The sequence below is a fragment of the Candidatus Phytoplasma asteris genome, assembly GCF_038505995.1.
Lineage (GTDB): Bacteria > Bacillota_I > Bacilli_A > Acholeplasmatales > Acholeplasmataceae > Phytoplasma > Phytoplasma asteris.
Genome location: NZ_CP128414.1, coordinates 584709 through 604784 on the forward strand (window position 1 = coordinate 584709; position 20076 = coordinate 604784).

General features: G+C 27.2%; 15 protein-coding genes, 1 pseudogene and 1 riboswitch. Of the genes and pseudogenes, 8 read left to right on the forward strand and 8 right to left on the reverse strand.

Features of this window, described 5'->3' with window-relative positions; all coding sequences use genetic code 11:
• Positions 1-21: 21 nt before the first annotated feature.
• From folK to rpsD, 7 genes are all read right to left on the reverse strand, one after another.
• Positions 22-537 (reverse strand): 2-amino-4-hydroxy-6-hydroxymethyldihydropteridine diphosphokinase, encoded by a 516-nt coding sequence (folK, locus tag QN326_RS03155; RefSeq protein ID WP_034172045.1) that lies wholly within the window; start codon positions 535-537, stop codon positions 22-24.
• A gap of 209 nt (positions 538-746) precedes the next feature.
• A complete protein-coding gene (gene folP / locus QN326_RS03160; RefSeq protein WP_011160930.1) occupies positions 747-1628 on the reverse strand; it encodes a dihydropteroate synthase in 882 nt (293 codons plus the stop codon).
• Positions 1629-1998: 370 nt separating this feature from the next.
• Positions 1999-2592: a hypothetical protein gene (locus tag QN326_RS03165; protein WP_342386786.1), complete on the reverse strand. Its 594-nt coding sequence runs from the start codon at positions 2590-2592 to the stop codon at positions 1999-2001.
• A gap of 224 nt (positions 2593-2816) precedes the next feature.
• The gene (locus QN326_RS03170) at positions 2817-3683 is read right to left on the reverse strand and encodes a DegV family protein (protein ID WP_342386468.1); all 867 of its coding nucleotides are present in this window, start codon (positions 3681-3683) and stop codon (positions 2817-2819) included.
• Positions 3684-3811: 128 nt separating this feature from the next.
• Entirely contained in the window at positions 3812-4603 is a 792-nt protein-coding gene (locus QN326_RS03175; protein ID WP_425323426.1) for a diadenylate cyclase, read from the reverse strand.
• A gap of 189 nt (positions 4604-4792) precedes the next feature.
• On the reverse strand, positions 4793-7462 hold the full coding sequence (mgtA, locus tag QN326_RS03180) for a magnesium-translocating P-type ATPase (RefSeq protein ID WP_342386470.1): 2670 nt from the start codon (positions 7460-7462) through the stop codon (positions 4793-4795).
• Between the two features lie 379 nt (positions 7463-7841).
• On the reverse strand, positions 7842-8438 hold the full coding sequence (rpsD, locus tag QN326_RS03185) for a 30S ribosomal protein S4 (protein WP_034172419.1): 597 nt from the start codon (positions 8436-8438) through the stop codon (positions 7842-7844).
• A 714-nt stretch (positions 8439-9152) separates the two neighbouring features.
• Between rpsD and QN326_RS03190 the strand changes: the two genes are divergently transcribed.
• Entirely contained in the window at positions 9153-9452 is a 300-nt protein-coding gene (locus tag QN326_RS03190; RefSeq protein WP_342386471.1) for a hypothetical protein, read from the forward strand.
• Positions 9453-9617: 165 nt separating this feature from the next.
• Here QN326_RS03190 and QN326_RS03195 read toward each other — a convergent pair whose 3' ends face one another.
• Positions 9618-11324: an ABC transporter permease subunit gene (locus QN326_RS03195; protein ID WP_342386472.1), complete on the reverse strand. Its 1707-nt coding sequence runs from the start codon at positions 11322-11324 to the stop codon at positions 9618-9620.
• Positions 11325-11379: 55 nt separating this feature from the next.
• A riboswitch (Lysine riboswitch) is annotated at positions 11380-11550 on the reverse strand.
• Positions 11551-12379: 829 nt separating this feature from the next.
• Here QN326_RS03195 and QN326_RS03200 point away from each other — a divergent pair.
• From QN326_RS03200 to QN326_RS03230, 7 genes and pseudogenes are all read left to right on the forward strand, one after another.
• Positions 12380-12562, forward strand: a complete 183-nt coding sequence (locus QN326_RS03200; protein WP_034172386.1) for a hypothetical protein — start codon at positions 12380-12382, stop codon at positions 12560-12562.
• 418 nt (positions 12563-12980) lie between these two features.
• A complete protein-coding gene (gene lysS, locus QN326_RS03205; protein WP_011160938.1) occupies positions 12981-14516 on the forward strand; it encodes a lysine--tRNA ligase in 1536 nt (511 codons plus the stop codon).
• 435 nt (positions 14517-14951) lie between these two features.
• On the forward strand, positions 14952-15305 hold the full coding sequence (locus QN326_RS03210; RefSeq protein WP_034172383.1) for a hypothetical protein: 354 nt from the start codon (positions 14952-14954) through the stop codon (positions 15303-15305).
• Positions 15306-15420: 115 nt separating this feature from the next.
• The gene (dnaE, locus tag QN326_RS03215; protein ID WP_342386473.1) at positions 15421-18171 is read left to right on the forward strand and encodes a DNA polymerase III subunit alpha; all 2751 of its coding nucleotides are present in this window, start codon (positions 15421-15423) and stop codon (positions 18169-18171) included.
• Between the two features lie 203 nt (positions 18172-18374).
• Positions 18375-18665: a hypothetical protein gene (locus tag QN326_RS03220; RefSeq protein ID WP_034172368.1), complete on the forward strand. Its 291-nt coding sequence runs from the start codon at positions 18375-18377 to the stop codon at positions 18663-18665.
• Complete coding sequence (locus QN326_RS03225) at positions 18631-19152, forward strand: hypothetical protein (RefSeq protein ID WP_342386474.1); 522 nt, start codon at positions 18631-18633, stop codon at positions 19150-19152. The genes QN326_RS03220 and QN326_RS03225 overlap by 35 nt, the downstream gene beginning before the upstream one ends.
• Before the next feature lie 114 nt (positions 19153-19266).
• Positions 19267-20046, forward strand: a pseudogene (locus QN326_RS03230) (HAD-IIB family hydrolase).
• Positions 20047-20076: the final 30 nt, after the last annotated feature.

Genomic DNA, 20076 nt, shown 5'->3' on the forward strand with positions numbered 1-20076 from the left:
AAAATGAAACAGTTAGGTTTTTTAAAAAGAAGGTTGATACCATTGATTATTTTCAATTATTTTAACTGCATTTTGATCTAATTGGTTTTTCCATTCTAAAATAGTTTTGGTTTGTATTATTTGGTTAGGTAAAATATCTGCTAAGGGAGCAAGGACAAAAATTCTTTCTAACATATAGGGATGAGGAATAGTTAATTTAGGAGTTTTGCAAGTATGATTACCCAAAAACAAAATATCTAAATCAATAGTACGCGGTCCCCATAATTCTAATCGTTTTCTTTTGAGTTTCATTTCTACAGATAATAAAAAATCTAAAAAAAGTAAGGGAGGTAGGAAAGTTTTGATAAGAGCAGCAGCGTTTAAAAATAAAGGTTGGTCTGTTTTTCCCCAAGGAAGAGTTGCATACAAAGGAGAAACTTTCAAAACTTCGCATTGAGGATGCAAATTAATCATTTTTAAAGCAGTTTGTAAATTATTCTTTTTAGCTCCCAGATTACTACCAAGTCCTATGGCTGCTACATTGTTATTAAGTTTCATTGTTTTATACGTTCTTTACTTGGGTATAGTTATAAAAAATAGAAAAATGTTTGCAAAATATTTGTTTTTAGAAAAATATTTGATAAGTTTGACAAGTCATAAATTCTTTTTTAAAAATGTGTTTTATTTGCGTTTTTTATGTTGCAAAAATTAATGTTTTTCATTATTTTAAAAGGGATAATTTTAAAATATATTTAGGATAACAATATTTATATTTTTTTCATTAAAGTATCTGCTAAAAGCAAACTATTTTTATTCATTTTGACATTATGCACTCGAAAAATCGAAGCTCCTTTAGTTCTTAACAAAAAATTAGCAGTAGCAGTAATGGCATCTAATGATTCTACTTGCAAAAGGCTTTCAGTTGGAATTATTGCTTTAAGAAATCTTTTACGTGAAAGACCTACCAATATGGGTAGTTCCATTTTAGTTAATTGCTCAAATTCTTTTATAATATCAAAGTTTTCATCAATGTTTTTTTCAAAACCAAACCCAGGGTCAATTACTATTGCCTCTGTTGCAATTTGGGCTTGTTTGGCAATTTCTAAGGAATGATTTAAAAAATAAAATTGGTCTTGCAAGGCATTAGAAAGTTTTTTGCGATTTCTGCCTGTATGCATAATACAAACACCTGCATTTAATGAGGCAATTGTTTGTGCCATTTGAGGATTTTGTTGCAAGCCACAAACATCATTGATAATATGAGCTCCAGCTTTAATGGCTAATTTAGCGGTTTGAAAATGATAAGTATCAACAGAAATAATGGCTTTAGGATGACGTGATAATTCTTTAATAACAGGCAAAATGCGTTTTTGTTCTTCTAAAGGAGTAATTGGGATTGCTCCTGGACGAGTAGATTCGCCTCCAATATCAATGATATCAACACCTTCTTTGAGACAACGAAGAGCATGATTAACTGCTTTTTGAGTAGTAAAATGTTGGTTTCCATCTGAAAAAGAATCAGGAGTAACATTAATAATTGCCATAATTAAGGCTTTATGAGAAATTTCAATTTGGCGGTTGTGAGCCAGTTTCCATATTTTAGGGTGTTTGGAATATAAATTAATTGTTTGATTGTTAAGTCCCATCATAAACTTGGTTACCTTTATATCTATGTTTTATAATTTTAAGAATTGGAATAAAGTTATTTTGCCAAAAGATGTTTATTATTAAAGAGGGTTGCCAAAAGACACAAAAAATGTTTTTTCATAAATTCATTTTAGAAAAAAATAATAAGGCTAGGGGGGTTATTAAAATAGATATTTTTATAACAAATTAATCTTTTTCTAAAATAAATGTCAAGGAAAAAAAGAAAAGACCGTGCTGATACGGTCTTCGCTTATTTGAAAATTAAGTATTGAAATAAATAAGCAATTTATATAATTTAAAATTTTAAAGGAGCTTAAAATTAAAAATAGTTGTTACTTGCAAATCACAAATAATAAAAATAGCAAAACAATATTATGGTTTTTGTATGTTATATTTTATCTGTAATTGTTTTTCTTTAGTTTGGAATCCAGAAGGAAAAACTTTAGAAGCATAAATGGTAAATTGAACAATAATTTTTTTTAAATTACCGTTTTTATCAATAATAACTGGTTTATTTTTATTGTCATAAGAAACAAAACTTTGTTGAGGTTGTTCTTTGTATTTCCATAAAATCTGAACATTAAAAAAATCTTTTAATTGTTCGTTTAAATCAAGGTTTTCAAAAAAATAATTAATATCTAGTTTGGTATTTTTTCCGTTTATAAAAGTTAATTTGTCATTTTGAGTTTTTAGAGTAGCTTCTTGTTCAAAAATAACTCTATCTGTTTGTTCTGTTGTCATTAAAAAACTATGTTCTGTAGGAACTAAAAATTTTTTATTGGTGTCGTGAAGATCTGCGGGTTGGGAAACTGACAATTCTGCAGGAGCAGCAATTTTTAATCCAAAATTACTATCCTTTTTCAATTTATGCCAATCTTCTATAGCATAAGCGATGGTTGTAATAAAAAAAATTAATACTAAAACCAAAAGTATTTTGAAAAAAAGTTTTTTTCTTTGGTAAAACATAGACACTTATTTGGTTCTTTCTAACATCAAGGATATAAAAATATAATGTAACTAAAATATAGCTACAATTTTATTGTATCTTAAAATAGCCAAAAAGAAAATCAAAAAGATTGTTTAAGTGTTTTTTAAAGGTGGGTTTTAAAAGTTTTTGGGATAAAAAGTTTTGACTGTTCTAAAACTTTAAACAAAATCAGGGATTAAAAAATAATGCATTCCATTATAAGTTAATCTGTAATTTCGTTAAGATAAAATCCAAATCCTTTATAGCCAATATGAGCTGCTACTACAGGAGAAATAGCACCATAAAGAGTAGCTTTAATTTGGGGGTTAGCTAATTTTTTGATTTGTGCTAAAAGTTCTTTGGCATCTTTGTCATCATCTACATAAATAACTTGAATATCAAGTTTATTATTTGCAGTTTTGTGTTCTAATATTTTTTTAAGACAATAATTAAAACAGTTTTTTAAGTTTCTTACTTTTTTTTCAATTGATAACACTCCTTGTTGAAATTTTAAAATAGGATGTATTTTCAAAAGATTGCCAATTAAAAATCTAAATTTGGAGATACGTCCATTATAAGCTAATATTTTTAAATTATTAACAGTGCATAACAAAAAGCCTTTTAGTTTTTCTTCATTGATTTTATCAGTGATTGTTTGAGGGCAAACATCAGGGTTTTGAGTAAGCCAATCATTGATTCTTTGTAAGAAAAAATAAACTCCAGGACCAATATTTTGAGTATCAATAACAGTAATATTAGGATTGTTAAGCGTTTTTTTAGCTAAAAGAGCACTATTATGAGTACCACTTAGTTTACTGGATAAAGTTAAACAAATAACGTGTTTATATCCTAAGTCAAATTGTTCCTTGAAAGCTTTAATAAAAAGCTCTGGATTGGGTTGGCTGGTAGTTACTTTTTGTTTGTTTTCAATAAAATTTAGTAAAGTGGTATTGTAAATGGCACCATCAATATAGCTAGTTTCTCCAACAATTAATGTTAAAGGCACTACTGAAATATCTTCAAAAAAGTTTTTGCCATAAGTATTTCCGCAAGTAGAATCAACTACAATGCCTAATTTTCGTTTATTCATTTATTTGTTTCCTTTTCTTCTTTGATTGGTATATTTGGTTTGGGGGTTGAGGTTAGTTGGGATTGTTTTATTTTATAAAATGGGGTTGTATTTTATTTATTTTGTATTTTGAAGAATTTTTATTTTAATTAATTCATAAAAATAGCTAAATATTCTTTAAGTTTTTCTTGTTCGTTAGTTTGAAACATCATCCCTTCTAAAGCAATAGAAATATTTCCTGTTTCCTCAGAGACAACAATTGTCATACTATCTGTAGTTTCGCTAATCCCTAAAGCTGCACGGTGACGCGAACCAGTTTTTTTGTCTAAGGAATCAGCTGATGAAGACAAGGTAAAATAGGCACTAGCGCACAAAATTTTATCTCCTCTAATAATAACTGCTCCATCGTGTAAAGGTGTGTTGAGAGCAAAGATGTTTAATAACAATTCTTTAGAAACATTACCATCAATTAAGATAGCTTTTTGGGCGTATTGTTCCAAAGTATTATTTTTTTCAATCGTAATTAAGGCTCCTATTTTACGAGAAGCAAGTTCTAAAGTAGCTTTAATAATTTCTTTTTGGGTATTATCTCCACCCATAAAAAAGTTTTGTCGTTTGATGTTCCAATGCTTAGACCAATTATTAAAAGCAACTCTTAAAGAAGGAGCTTTGATGATGATGATACTAGTTAGAATAAAATTTAATAAACAATCATAAATGTTTTCAGAAATATCTAAACTAAGATATCTTTTAAAAATAGGTTCAACAAAAGTATAATGGTAGCTTTTCAAACAATAAACAAGGGAAAATAACAGCAAAAATAAAAATACCATATTTAAAACTTGATATTTGCGTAAGAAAAAATGAAAAACAATAAAGATACACAAAAACAAAAAAACTGTCCATAAAGGAGAAGTGCCAAACATAGAAATTCCTTTCAAAAATGATTATGATTGATAAATTGAAAAATTTGGGAGGCGAAAAAAGGGGCGATATTAGAAAGCAAAACAATCAATTTATAATTAATTTTTAGCAAGCAAAAACCAAAGCAAACCATTTTATTTTGAAATAATAAATTTTGAAATAATAAAATAATAAAAGGATAAAATAACGAAATTAGTTAATACAATTTATAATAATTGTTTGTGTTTTTGAATAAAGATTTTTTTAGCCCATATCATAACTAATGAATAAATAACTACTAAAAATAACAAAAAGGAAAAAATTGTAGGTTTTTCAAAAATTGATTTATCTAAATTAAGGGCTTGACTTACAATAGGCATTAAAGGAAGGAAAGTAGTAATTACCAAACCTAAACAACAACATGACATAATAAGGAAAGAAGGAAGGTTTTTTTGATTGTTTTTAGCAATAATTTTGTCAGTTCGCAGTAAGAAAAGGGTTAATGTTTGTGACCACATTGAAAAAATAAACCAACTAGTTTGAAATAATTGTGGACTTTGGGATAAGTTTTTTAAAATAAATTTCATTCCAATTAAAAAAGCCACATCCAATAAGAAAGAAAAAAAACCAAACCATAACATAAAACTTTTAATACTTGCAAAATCCCATTTGCGTGGTTTTTGTAAATAAATATCATCAACATTATCAAAAGGAATAGCAAAACAAATCAAATCATAGATAAGGTCTAAAAATAAAACTTGTAAAACTATCATAGGTTGAAAATTAAGACATAAACTAGCAAGCAAAATACTGAGGGAATTGGCAAAATTAGAAGATAGAGTAAATTTAATGTATTTAAGGGCGTTAGTATAGGTTTTTCTTCCTTCTACAACTCCTTGTTCTAAAACGATAAGTTGTTTTTCTAACAAAATAATATCTGCAATTTCTTTAGTAATTTCAGCACCACTATCAACACAAATACCTAAATTAGCTTGTTTCATAGCAGAAGCATCGTTAATTCCGTCACCCATAAAAGCAACGATATTGCCTTTTTGTTTAAAAACAGATACAATTCTTGCTTTTTGTTCGGGGGATAATTTAGTAAAAAGATTAGTTTTTTGAGAAGCTTCGTAAAGAGCATCATCACTTAAATTATCGATGATACTTCCTTGAAGACAATAAGTTGTTTGAATATTTAATTTTTGGGCAATAGCTTTGGTAAGAATATCGTTGTCTCCTGTAAGGATTTTAACAATAATACCTTTTTGTTGCAAAGAGGCAATAGTTTGGGTTGAACTTTCTTTAATAGGGTCTAAAAAAGTAAGCAATCCGATTAGAACCATTGATTTTTCTTCAATTTGTCCAGGAGTAAAACAGGGTTGTTGTTTGGGATTTGAGATAAGTTTTTGGGCTACTCCAACTACGCGATAACCTTTTTGATTATAAGTTATGGTTTGTTGCAGGACTATTTGTTTGCTTTGGTCACTTAAAGGAACAACTTTGCCTTCAAGTTCTACATGATCACAAATAGCAAGTATTTCTTCAATTGCTCCTTTAGTAATCATTTGTTGTTTTTGGGAAACATCTTGTATTACTACACTCATTTTTCTTCTTTTAAAATCAAAAGGAATTTCATCAATTTTGGTAAATTGCTCGGTGATTCCTTGTAAAGAAGGATGTAGAGTTTGGGCATTATTTGTTTTGGTAATAATGGCTTTATCAATTAAACTTTTAAGCCCTGTTTGAAAAAAACTATTCAGATAGGCATGACGCAAAACACGGATATCTTCGTTGCCATTAAGGTCTAAGAAATTTTCCAAAAAGATTTGGTCTTCGGTAAGGGTTCCTGTTTTGTCAGTAAATAAAATATTCATTGCTCCAAAACTAGAAATAGCATTTAGGTTTTTAACAATTACTTTGCGCTTGGATAAAGCAACAATTCCTTTAGAAAAAGAAGTAGCAACAATTAAGGGAAGCATTTTAGGAGTAAGTCCAAAGGCAATAGTAAGAGCAAAAAGAAATGATTGTAATAAAGTATTTTGAGGTTTTTTAAAGTTGAATAAAAATACTAAAGGCGCCATTAAACAAATACATATCATAAGTAATTTAGCAATGGTATTAATACTTTGATCTAAGTGTGAAAGGGATTTTTTTTTAGTAATTTCCTGGCTGATATTACCTAAATAAGTATCTTTTCCGGTGACTAAAACAATACCTGTAGCATAACCAGAAATAACAGTTGAACCTGCTAAAACTAATTTAGGATCGTCTAAAATAGTTTCACTTTGTAAAAAAGCACACGCCATTTTTTCTACTGGTTCTGATTCACCAGTAAAAGTAGTAGTTTTTACAAAAAAATCTTTAGTTTCTAATAATTTAATATCAGCTGGAATAATATCTCCTGCCGAAAGAATAACAATATCTCCTCTTACTACTTCTTCTAAAGCGATTTCCAATTTAGAATTATTTCGTTTAACTGCAGTTGTATTTTGTACCAAAGTTTTTAATTGAGAAGTAATTTTTAAATGTTTACTTTCTTGACTAAATTGGACAATGACAGAACCCAAAAACATTAAAATAGTAGTTATAATAGTAGCATAACTTCTATTTTCTGGACTGGGAGTAAGAACATCATTAACCAAAGAAATAAGAGTTAAAATTAATAAAACAATATTAAAAGGAGTAATTGCAATTTGGAGTAATTGTTTAGTAAAAATGGTTTTGATTTCTTGGGATAAAATATTTTTACCATACAAACTTTGATGCAACATTACTTGATTTTGATCTAATCCTTGAAAAGAAGAATTAAGGGTTTGTAGAGTTTGTTCTTGGGATTTTTGACTCATAGTTTTTAAAAAATCAATTGTTTCTTGGCGTTTTAAATTTACTTTTTTCATATTAATCAATTCCTTTTTTGATATTTTTAAAAGTTAAAAGTTAATCAAAAACAATTAAAAACTGAAACTTTAATAATTGATAATTAGGGTAAAATGTTAAATAAATGATATTAGTTTACAAAAATATTATAATATAAAAAGCTATGTTTATTATAGACAATAAGTTTTTTTGGTAGTTTTTTGGGTGGGGGGGTGTTAGTTTATATATACTATTATATTTGTTTTATAATTATTATTTTATGTAATTAGTTATCTTAATTATGGATTATTAATAAATAAATTATTTTTGGTTGTTTTTTATTATACAATGACAACTAATTAACTACTATTTTATATATTCCAAATACACAAAAAAACACCCTATTAAAGGGCGTTTAAGTTATCTATTATAATATTCAACTATTAATTGTTCGTTAATATCTGGTAAAAATTCGTTTCTTTGAGGGTATCTTACATATTTACCCACCAATTCTTTATCTAAAGAAACATAATCTGCGCGAACAAACTTACTATTTACAGCTTCTTGGACAATATTTAGATTTTTAGATTTTTCTCTTAAAGTAACTGTTTGCCCTGGTTTTAAACGATAAGAAGCAATATCTACTTTTTTTCCATCTACTAAAATATGACCGTGATTAGCTAATTGTCTTGCTTGAGCTCTTGTTTTGGCAAATCCTAAACGATAAACTACATTATCAAGACGAGATTCTAATAGTACTAAAAACATTTCACCATGAATCCCTTTTAGTTTGCTTGCATTATCAAAAGTTTTGCGAAATTGCTTTTCTGATACGCCGTAAGTAAAACGTAATTTTTGTTTTTCTTGCAATTGAAGCCCATAATCACTTAATTTAACTTTTTTTTGACCGTGTTGTCCTGGACCATAAGCTCTTTTGCGTAATTCTTTTCCAGTTTCTGAAACCGAATAATTAAGGCGTCTTGAAACTTTCCAAAGTGAACCTGTATAACGTGACATTTGTAAACTCTCCTTTTTTAAGGTAAGTTTGTGTAACCAAATAATTAATAATCGCCTGCTTTCTTTTCTTTCTTAAACAGCAAAGAATTACTTAGAAAAGCCTCTAAAAGGCAAGGGATTAGTTTAATTATTTTAGCTACATCTGTTTTACCATCACTAATATTTTATAAAAAAAAGATGAAATAGTCAAGTATTTTAGTGATTTTCTTTTAATTTTAGTTAATTTGGAAGATGTTTTTTTATTTATAGTTAGTTATTTGGATATAAAAACCCCAAACTAAGTAAATAGTTTGAGGTTGTAATTATAAATGATGTTTTATTATTTTGCAGTTAATGAATTATTTTTTATATTTTGTTTTGATTCTAATTGTTCTTCTAATAATATTTTTTCTTTTAACAATTTATTATTAGGTAAATAAACAAATAGCAAATAGCAACTAACTATCAATACAAAAAGAATAAAATCATAATAAATCAATAAATAATTTATCTTGGGAAATATTTAATGTTTATGATGAACCTTTATTAGAAGGCACAATATATAATTATATAAGAGGATATGGAACACATTTTATTTCTGTATTTTTTTCTATTATTACATTGTTTTTATTTGGATTACTTATGTTAAGGCAAGAATTACTTTTTAAATGTTTGTTTGTGGCTTGCTATTTTGTTATAGGTTTATTGACTTTTAGGATATATGTAGCTGTAGAAATGTTTGAACATAAACGCTATTATCCTTTAAAAAAAGAAGAAATAAAAAAATTACAAATAATAGGTGTTTTGCCAAAAGATATTAATCAAATTTTAAAAAAGACTTTATTATTCAATTTTGATAAATTGGAAATAATTGGAGAAGCTATAATTAATTCTATATTTTATATCATTTTACTTTGGCTTTTTTTATTTATACCTAAAAATATAAAATGGTTTACAAATATATCTGATTTTTTTTATTATTTATCTTTAATAATAATATCTGTTGTTTGGGCTGTTATCATTAGATATTTATGAAACAAAACAATTATTAATAAATTTATGAAATTATATCAAAAACAATTATTTAAATAATCATTTATCATATCTTAAATTTCAATCAATAATGAAGGCTAACTTTTTGAAAGTTAGCCTTTTAATAATAACAAATAAATTATAACTAAATATCTTATATTATATAGTTTAAACTTGTCTTACTTTTTCCATTTTTTTCAAAAAGAAAATAACAGTTCCTACAATAATCAAATAAATAATAGAAGAAATATAATAAGGTTTAGGGCTTGCAACACTACTATACAAAGCATTAGAAGCACAAGCAATATCAATAATTCCACCTAACATACTAAAAACAACACAATCTTTTAAATTAATAATAAACTCATTTAAAATAGGAGTTTGTGATCTTTTAATAGCTTGGGGCAAAACAATATAGCGCATTGTTTGAGTATGTGTCATTCCCAAAGACAAGGAAGCCTCAATTTGTCCTTTATCCAAAAAGGAAATATTTTTAGTAATAATTTCTGAAATATAGCCCATAGTATTTAAAATAATTACCATATAAGCAGCAAACATTGGAGTATACCAAGTAGCATTTTGGAAAAAAGCAAACTCTTTTAAGAAAAAATAACTCACAAAAGCTTGCACTAACATAGGAGTACTTTTAATAATCCATATATAAAAATTAATAATTCTACATCCTATTTGATGCAAATAATAAATTAAAAAATGACTTTTCTTTTTGGTAATATTTAACACTTGGAAAAGAACTAACAATAAAGATAAGACAAATCCTCCAAAAGTGCCATAAATCCCAAATTTAAGAGTTGTTAAAATCCCTCTTTTATAAAGAGAAAAGTTATTTTTAAAAATAGACCATATATTTAATGTATCTTTTTCTGAGGTTTGTTTATACATGAATTCTTTTCTTTTATCTGAGGTAAGTTCTTTTGTTAAAAAATCTTCAATGTCTTCTTTGGTAATTTGTTTGTTGTTAATAAATTCTTTGTTAATGTCTTTTTGTTTTTGAAATCCAATAGCAAGTATTCCAGCGGCTTGTTTTATTTCTTTATATAAAGCTGTTTCTTTATCTTTTTCGATGATTTGAGCTTGTTTTATTTTATTATCTAAAATTATTTCTTTTTTCATTTCTATTTTATCTAAATTATTATGAGTTTGTAAATGTTTTTGGGCAACAGTTGCATCAGCTAAATAAAAATATTTGGAATCTGTTTGAACTTTTTGAGCTTGAACATCAAAATTGTCAATTCCTTCTACTTCATTTCCTTTTAATGTTTTTGCTATTTGTTCGTAAAAAGTTCCTCGTTGATATAACATTTTTCCAGGTAATTGAATTTTGTCATTAACTATAAATTCACCCTTATTAGGATTATTTTTATTTATAATAATAACATAAAATTGATCTTCATCATAATAAGAATTATCAGTAAAATCAATTTGGTCTTGTCTTTCTTTTGTTTTACTCATCCCTGCAATAATTAAATCAATATCTCCATTTTGACAAGCAGGAATTAAACTATCAAAATCTATTTTTTTAATTACTAATTTAATTTTTTTATCATACTTTGCATTTAAATAATCAACTAATTCTTTAGCTACTAAAACATCATATCCAGCAACTAAAATATCACTTTCTTTACCATTTATTGTTAAAGGATGCAAGTCTTTTTTATCTTTATTATTAGAAAGATAATTATAAGGTTTATAATTGCATTCCATTCCTACAACTAAAGTATTTTCATCTTTGTTTTTAGTATTTTGAGGATAAAAATCATCATATAATAAAAAAGATACAATAATAGTTAAAATTGTTAAAAAAAGATATTTAGCTTTAAAATAATTATTAATTCTTGAAAAAGATAACGTTAGCAAATGATTTTCCTTCCTATAAAACAAAAAACCTTCTTAAAAGAAGGTTTGAGAGAGACTTGATTAAAGCGCCTTTACTGTTAAAACAGCAAGAATATTATAGATATTTTCTATAATCTCATAATAAATTATTGCCATAATTATTATTCGGCGATGGTTACCTTTCTTATGCTTCACAGAATGCCTTCTTCACATAATACTCTTTTACACCGCTACCTCTTTTTGATTTTATATAAAATTTTATTTAGTAATCGAAACATATAATAAAAATTTATTATATAGTAAATTATAACATAATTTTTTAAACTGTTTCATTTATTTAGACAACTTAATATTTTAAGATGATGTAGTTTCTATTTTCATTTCATCTGCAATTGTAATTTTTTCATAATCACTTTTAGCAAATTCAATTTCATATTTAATATCAAAAACACCATCTTTTAAGATTTTATCTATTTTAATAAAGGTAATATTTTCATCTTTAATATCTTCTATATTGATATTTTGATTATGTTTTGTTTGTAATTCTTTTGGATGTGCTCCATTATGCTGGTATTATTATTTTTATTGTTTTTAGTTTTCATGTTTTTCATATTTTGTTCTTTTCCTTTGTTTTTTTACTATAATAAAACTTACTATACTAAAACTTTTACAAATAAAACAGTTTTACGACATGCCAAGGTCAAAAGAAACAAAAGAAACATAAAGCAAAAACACAAGGAAAATTAAGGACTTGATTGCTTTGTGACTTATGGCAAAATAATTAAAATGCGATTTACAACAATTTGCACTAATCCTATTTTAACACATTTTGACAAAATATCCAAATTAAGGAATAACATAAACTAAATTTGGAATCCCATTATAAATATTTTCATAATCTTAATAAACTTATATATCACTTTACAAATTTATCATATAACTATTTAAATTTATTCATTTTGTTCCATTTTTGCATAAAAAAGTTCAAAAAAATCAATTTTTTTCACAAAAAGCAATTTTTGCTGTTGTTTTTTTAGTAAAATATTTTATCTTAAAAAAACAAATGGAGGTTTAAAATGTATAACGAAGGAATGTTTGATGCTTCATCAGGAATGATGACAGGATTAATTGTATTTTTAGTAGCTTTAGCAGTTTTCTTTATTGTCCTTTTTTACAAATGGGGATATAGTTGCGGAATGAATAGCAAAAGCATTGTATTGCCTTTAATAGTTACTTTTTTATTAGGCGGTATTCTTTGATTTCTTATCGGTTATTTGGTTGGAACTAATAAAAAAACACCACCAAAACCACGATATAAATAATTTTTAATATTTACTTATTTTGTTAAAAACATCCTTTTAAAAATTATCTTTTTTGCAAATCATCTCTTTTAAAACTATTTTGATTTCAAATTTTAATTCATCAATCAAAAACAAAAAGCAATTTTAATTTTGTAAAATTCAATTACCAACCCAAAGGCATTCTTTATGGGTGTCTTTTTTTATTTTATCCAAACTAATTAACTTTTTTTGCTTTTTCAAACCACAAAATAAAAAAAATTGCATTTCCCCACAAAAAAATCCCCAACCCTTCCAAAAACATCACCAAAACCAAAGTTTTTTTGATATAATAAAGGTTAAATGTTTAAAAAAATTAAATGATGCAAGGAGCATATAAATGGCAACAAAATTAAGCGAACAAGAAATTATTAGACATCAAAAAATGAATGAATTAAAAAAAATAAACATCGATCCTTTTGGAAAAAAATTTGTCCCTTCTCATTCCATCGAACAAATTCTTTTGCAATACCAAAAAGCAGATAGTCTAGCTCTCGAACAATCACAAATCCATGTTTGTGTAGCTGGCAGAATCGTTTTAAAAAGAGGACAAGGCAAAGCAGGTTTTTTGCATTTACAAGATTTTAATTTCCGAATGCAAGCATATATAAAACTGGATTTAGTGGGCAAAGATGCTTTTCAGATTTATCAAAATTGTGATTTAGGAGATATCATAGGCATCAAAGGTTTTTTATTTAAAACCAAAACGCAAGAATTAACCATTAAAGCCTTGGAATTTATTCATCTTACCAAAGCCCTAAAACCTTTACCTGACAAATTTCATGGCTTGCAAAACCGCGAAGAGATGAGAAAAAATCGCTATGTTGATCTAATCGTAAACGAAAAAACAAGACAAGTATTTTTAACTCGCAGTTTGATTATGAAATACATTAGAAATTTTTTTGATAATCAGGGCTTTTTAGAAGTAGAAACTCCTATTTTACAACCAACTTTGGGAGGCGCTTCTGCCAAACCTTTTATCACTCATCACAACGCTCTTAATTGTGATTTTTACTTGAGAATTGCTACCGAATTACCCCTTAAAAAATTAATTGTTGGTGGAATGAATAAAGTCTATGAAATCGGACGTCTTTTCAGAAATGAAGGAATTGATGCCACACATAATCCCGAATTTAGCACTATTGAGGCTTACTTGGCTTATGCTGATATGCAAGATATTATGGACTTAACAAAGCAATGCTTGCAAGAATTGGCCCAAAAATTGTTTGGCAAGTTGCAATTTACTTACCAAAACCAAGAAATTGATTTTTCCCATTTTGCAAAAGTAAGTATGGTTGCATCAATCAAGGAAAAAACAGGAATTGATTTTACAGATAATTTTACCTTGGAACAATGCCTTTCTTTGGCAAAAAAACACCAAATTGAAGTTATGCCCCATTTTAGTCAAGGACATATCATTGAGGCTTTTTTTGGAAAATACGTAGAAAACACTCTCATTCAGCCTACTTTTGTCTACGGACATCCACTGGAAATAAGTCCTTTGGCAAAACAAAACGAAGCTGATCCTCGCTTTACTGACCGTTTTGAACTTTTTATTGTAGGTAAGGAATTTGCTAATGCTTTTAGCGAACTTAACGACCCTATCGAACAAGAAAAACGTTTTTTAAATCAATTACAACAAAAACAATTAGGCAACGACGAAGCCAATGACATGGACTATGATTTCCTAAACGCCCTTAATTATGGCATGCCTCCAACTGGTGGTCTTGGAATGGGACTTGATCGTTTGGTTATGCTTTTAACCGATACTGCAAATATTCGTGATGTTATTTTATTTCCACATTGTAAAAATCAAAATAAATTTAGTCAAAACAAAACAGCAAATAAAGTCCTAACGAATAACGATAACGAATAAAGCAAGCAAAAACCAACAAGCCAAAAATAAATTATTCCCAAAAGCAAAAATCTCCAAATCACCAAAGCCCAAAAATCCGAAAATAAAAAAAGGTCAAAAATATTTTATATAAAATGGGTTAATGATAATTAAATATTTTGTGTTGCAAAAACAACCGAAGGGAGCAAAAAAATTAAACAAAAGACAATTATAATTATTTTAGGAGCAATTTTTACATTTTTTTCCTTAATTTTAATTTGTGGAGTTTATTTTTTAACTAACTTTACTTTTGCCAAAATACCAAACTCAAATCATAATGCAACATTCCCAAAACCCAAAGTTCACGATATTTATCTAGATTCAGCCGAACAAGTCCAAAATTATATCAAAGAAAAATTCCCCGATTCTTTTCCTGTTTGCATTAACTACCCTTCTTTTTGTTATTATTTGTGTTCTTTGCAAAATTTAAAAAAACCTTTTTGCATCAAAAATGCCCCAAAGAAATTAATATATGTCTATCAAAAAGACATTGATTTATCCAAATACGGCTATGGCAATAACACTCATAGCATCGAAGATTTAAAAAATTCTCGATTAGGTATTAAAAATTTATACCTTTTTTGGTTAAAAGATGGTTCGCAAGCAGAACCAAAACAAAGAGATGCAATAATAAATTCGTCGTCATCAAGAACTAGACAGAAAAACTGGGATGGTTCGCCAAATTTGCAAAATTGGCAAAGCCAAAATTGGGAAGACGAATTAGAAGAAAATTGGGAAAAAGAGTTCCAAACAGATTGGGAAGATGAATAAAGTTTTTGCAAATCACAAAAAATAAATAAAATTAGAAAATCCAAACAAACATCCAAACAAACAAACATCCAAAACAACAATACTTTTATTTTTCAGCCAGCAAGGAAGTGCAATTATGAGAGGCGTTTTTTATTTGCAAAGTTTTTATAGCTTATTACAAAGTCTTAATTCTTTAGAAACTTTGGTACAAAAAGCCAAAGAAAATGATTATGATTTTGTTGCTTTGAGCGATGATAATTTATATGGCATGCCAACTTTTTTAAAATTATGCCATAACTATCAAATCAAATCTATTTTAGGACTAAAAATAAATTTTTTGCACAACAATCAACTAGCAACACTTTTAATTTATGCCAAAAACGACCAAGGAATCAAAAATTTAATTCAAATTTCAACTATTATTAAAAATGAAGAAACACCCCAAATTACATTAAATCAAATTGCTCATTTAGGTAAAGATTTGTTTGCTTTGATTCCTGGAGAAAATCCCTTTTTTGATGATATGTTTTTTCGCGACCAAAAAGATAAATTTTTTCAAATAGCTAATCAATTACAAAAAATATTTGACGAACTTGTATTAGGTATTTCTTATCAAAACTCCTTTTTGGAATTACTTTCTGAAAACATCATTGATTTTGCAAACCACTTCCAAATTCCTTATGTACCAATTAACAAAACTTGCTATGATACTTTTCAAGCCCAACCAACCTATCAAATACTTGCACAAATGGAAAATAAAAAAAACGACGACCAAACTGATTTATCTTTTTTAACCAAAGATAATTTTGATAGCGCCTACAACGCCCAAACACATAAAGCAATGTTTGCTTATTTAAAAAAATTAATCTTTTCTATTAAATATCAAAATTATTTACCACAAAAAATGTTGTTGCCTTCCTTTGTTGATTTTTTACAACCCCAAAAAATAACTGCCAAAGAGTACTTAAAACAAATTTCTTATGAAGGTTTGCGCCAATACATCGATTTTAAAAACCCTAAATATACCAAATACCAACAAAGGCTAGATCAAGAATTACAAATTATAGCTGATATGGAATATGACAATTATTTTTTAATTGTAGGTGATGTTGTAAGATACGCCAAAAAACAAGGTATTTTAGTAGGTCCTGGTAGAGGCTCTTCTTCGGGTTCTTTGGTGTGTTTTTGTTTACAAATTACAGAGATTGACCCTTTACAATATGACCTTATTTTTGAGCGTTTTTTAAATCCTCAAAGAAAAACTATGCCAGATATTGACCTTGATTTTCCAGAAAATACAAGAGATTTAATTATTCAATATGTTTGTCAAAAGTACGGCACCAAACACGTAGCAAGTATTATTACTTTTGGTAGATTTGTAAGCCAAAAAGCCATTATCAATGAATTAGTTAAATTTATGCCCACAGTAAAGGAATTCCAAACTAAACGCGTTTTGGCATATTTGGATAAAAAAAGCACTTATCAAAAAGAAACTTTGGATTTGCAAATGAAAAAATTACTTACAATGGCATCTTATATCGAAGGAATACCACGGTTTACAGGAACCCATCCAGCAGGAATTATTTTAAGCCAAATGCCCCTTGATCAAATTATTCCCTTACAAAAAGGCACTCATAATAACTTACAACAAACCCAATGGGAAGCTTCTTTCCTGGAATCAATCGGACTTCTCAAAATAGATTTTTTAGGATTAAGAAGTCTTACTTTGATGAATAAAATGGTTTTAGCCATTCAAAAAACTAATCCCCATTTTGGTCTTTTTAAAATCCCTTTAAACGACACAAAAACTTTCGAGCTGTTGCAACAAGGAAAAACAATAGGGATTTTTCAATTAGAATCTTATAACGCCAAAATCTTTTTACAAAAAATGATGCCCCAAAAGTTCGAAGACCTAATTGCCTTACTTGCCTTAAATAGACCAGGACCCATCGATTCTTTTAATATGTTTTTAAAAAACCGCCATCAAAAAACTACCACTTTTTTTAGCCCCTTAATTGATTTTATCCTCCAACCTACTTATGGCATTATTCTTTATCAAGAACAAATTATGCAAATTGTAGCTGTCTTTGCCAAATACAGTCTTGCCCAAGCAGACCTTTTTAGAAGAGCTATTAGCAAAAAGGAAAAAGATTTATTATTGCAAGAAAAAAACAACTTCATTGCCCAAAGCAAAGAACAAGGACGCAACCTTACAATAGCTAACAAACTTTATGATTATATTTTAAAATTTGCCAATTACGGTTTTAACAAAAGTCACAGTGTCGCTTATTCTTTAATTAGTTATCGTATGGCTTATTTGAAAGCTAATCATTTTCTTGCTTTTGTAATTACTTTATTAAATGATGCTATTGGAGATGCAACCCAGACAGAAATTTTGCTCAAAGAAGTTATCCAAAAAGGTATCATTATAGAACCACCCCATATATTTAGTAGCCAAGATAAATATTATTTCAAAGACAATAAATTATTTTTGCCTCTAACTATTATTAAAGGAATAAATGTTGCTTTTTGCCAAGAATTAATGAAAGAACAAAAAAAATTAATTAAAGAACACCAAAAATTAACTAAAACTGCCCAAATGCCCCTTTATTATTCTTTTAAAACCTTTAAACAACAATTGTTTCCTTTCCTCACCGAACCTTTATTAACTAATTTAATTTTTGCAGGCACCCTTGATAAAATGGGCCTAAACCGCAATACTTTAGAACAAAACAAAGATTTAAAAGAAGTTAAATATTATCCATATTCGGATTACGAACCTAAAATACACCCCGAATTACCTTTAAAAGAACTTGTCATTAAACAAAAAAAAACATTAGGCTTTGGACTTCATAATTTATTAATTAATCAAAAAAATAAATCTTAAATATTATTTTATTATTCAAAATTATTGTAAATACAAACACATTATTAAATTATTTAAAATTATTATATTTCTATATTTTGCTCCTTTTGCCTTTTTCATATTTTTTGCTTTGCTTTGCTTTTCATTTTTTTGTTTATTAATTTGATTAAATCTGTTTTTTAAACAATTACACAATCAATAAAAATAAATAAAAGAGGATAAAAATGAATAAATTATTAATTGTAACAATATTAGTAATCATTTTTTGCGCAATACATTTTAAACAAAAAGTCAACATCAAAAAAAATATTGTCTTTTTATCAGAAAAAATCAGTTTATGGATGCAAACATTTTATTTTTATCATGCCATTTATTGTGAATTAAAAAAAATAAATAATTTCTTTTTGATGAAATTTCTTTGGAACTCCAATCGTAAATGCAACAATATATTAAAACATTTACAAGACATTCACACCATTTTTGATAAATTACAACAAGACCAAAAAAATAACTGATATTGAAATTATGATGCTTTTAACATACGATCAATCAGTAACTTTTTTTAAAACAAAATACGGTTTAGTAAGTGGCTCTTATTTTATGGATGCAAGTTTTACTCAAACTAACCCAAATATCAAAAAAACAGCTGAAGGCTTAGAAATACACCACATAAAAGAATATCAAGCAAGAGGATTATCAAATCCCAAATACGCCAAACACCACCCTTTTGAATACCAAAAAGGCATTAATTTGGTGTATTGTAATTTATTAGAACATTTTCTTTTGAATTTAAAAATTTGTGATTATTCCAAAAACCCTTTACATCCTGAAGTTGGCAAAAAGGGAGCAAAAATTATTTTTCATCGTTTAGCTAAAATCTTTTTTGACAATCCTTTTGAATATCAAAAAAACAAATGCATATCAGCCCAAAAAATTTATTATCAAAAAAGTGATTTTTGGAAATGCTTTTATTTATACCAAAGTTTAAAAGTTTATTTATGACAAAATAAAAATATTTGATTTGTATAATATTTTATGTCATTTATTTTTTTCTTTAATTTTTGCATTAATTAGTTATCTTTTGATTATAATATATCAAGGAATAAAGGAACAAATATGAAAAAACTATTCTTTTTTGATATTGACCAAACTTTATACAACGTCAAAACCAAAGAAATTCCTTCACAAACCACAAAACTTTTACAAACCCTAGCGCAAAACCCCAATAATATTTTAGGAATTGCTACAGGAAGAAACTACAAAGGTTAAAGCGTTTTAAAAGAACTTACTTCTTTATTTAAGTATTTTGTTGTTCTAAATGGAGCTATTACTTGGAAAGCCACAAATATCGTCCAACAAACTTGCATCCCCCAAGAACTTGTAATTAAACTAAATTGCCAAGCCCAAAAAAAAGGAATCATAGTTCTCAATGTCAGTTTAGAAGAAAAGGGCATAACCCAAACAACAGATCCTGATTCTAAAAGTTTGTTTGATAATGTAATGTTGAAAAAAAATCCCATAAAAAGCAATCTTCATTTAGAAAAACCTATTTACAAAATTAATTTATTTCATCCAAATACCTCCCTTGTTGTTGATTTTTTAAAAGATTTTGAACAACTCCACGCTTATTATTGGAAAAATGGTGTTGTAAGTTTAAGTGCCAAACAAGTTAATAAAGCTTATGTTATCCAAGCAATTATGAAAGAACACAAAGACTGCCAATTAATTTGCATGGGAGATGGTTGCAGCGATTTTGAAATGCTTCAATTTGCAGATATAGGAATCGTCATGGCAAATACTCATTATGAAACTCTTCACAAAGTTGCCAATTTAACTGCTCCTCACATCGAAAAAAACGCTTTATATGATTTTTTTAAAGATTATAATTTGTTATGAAGTTGTTTATCGAAGAAAAAATAAAATGTG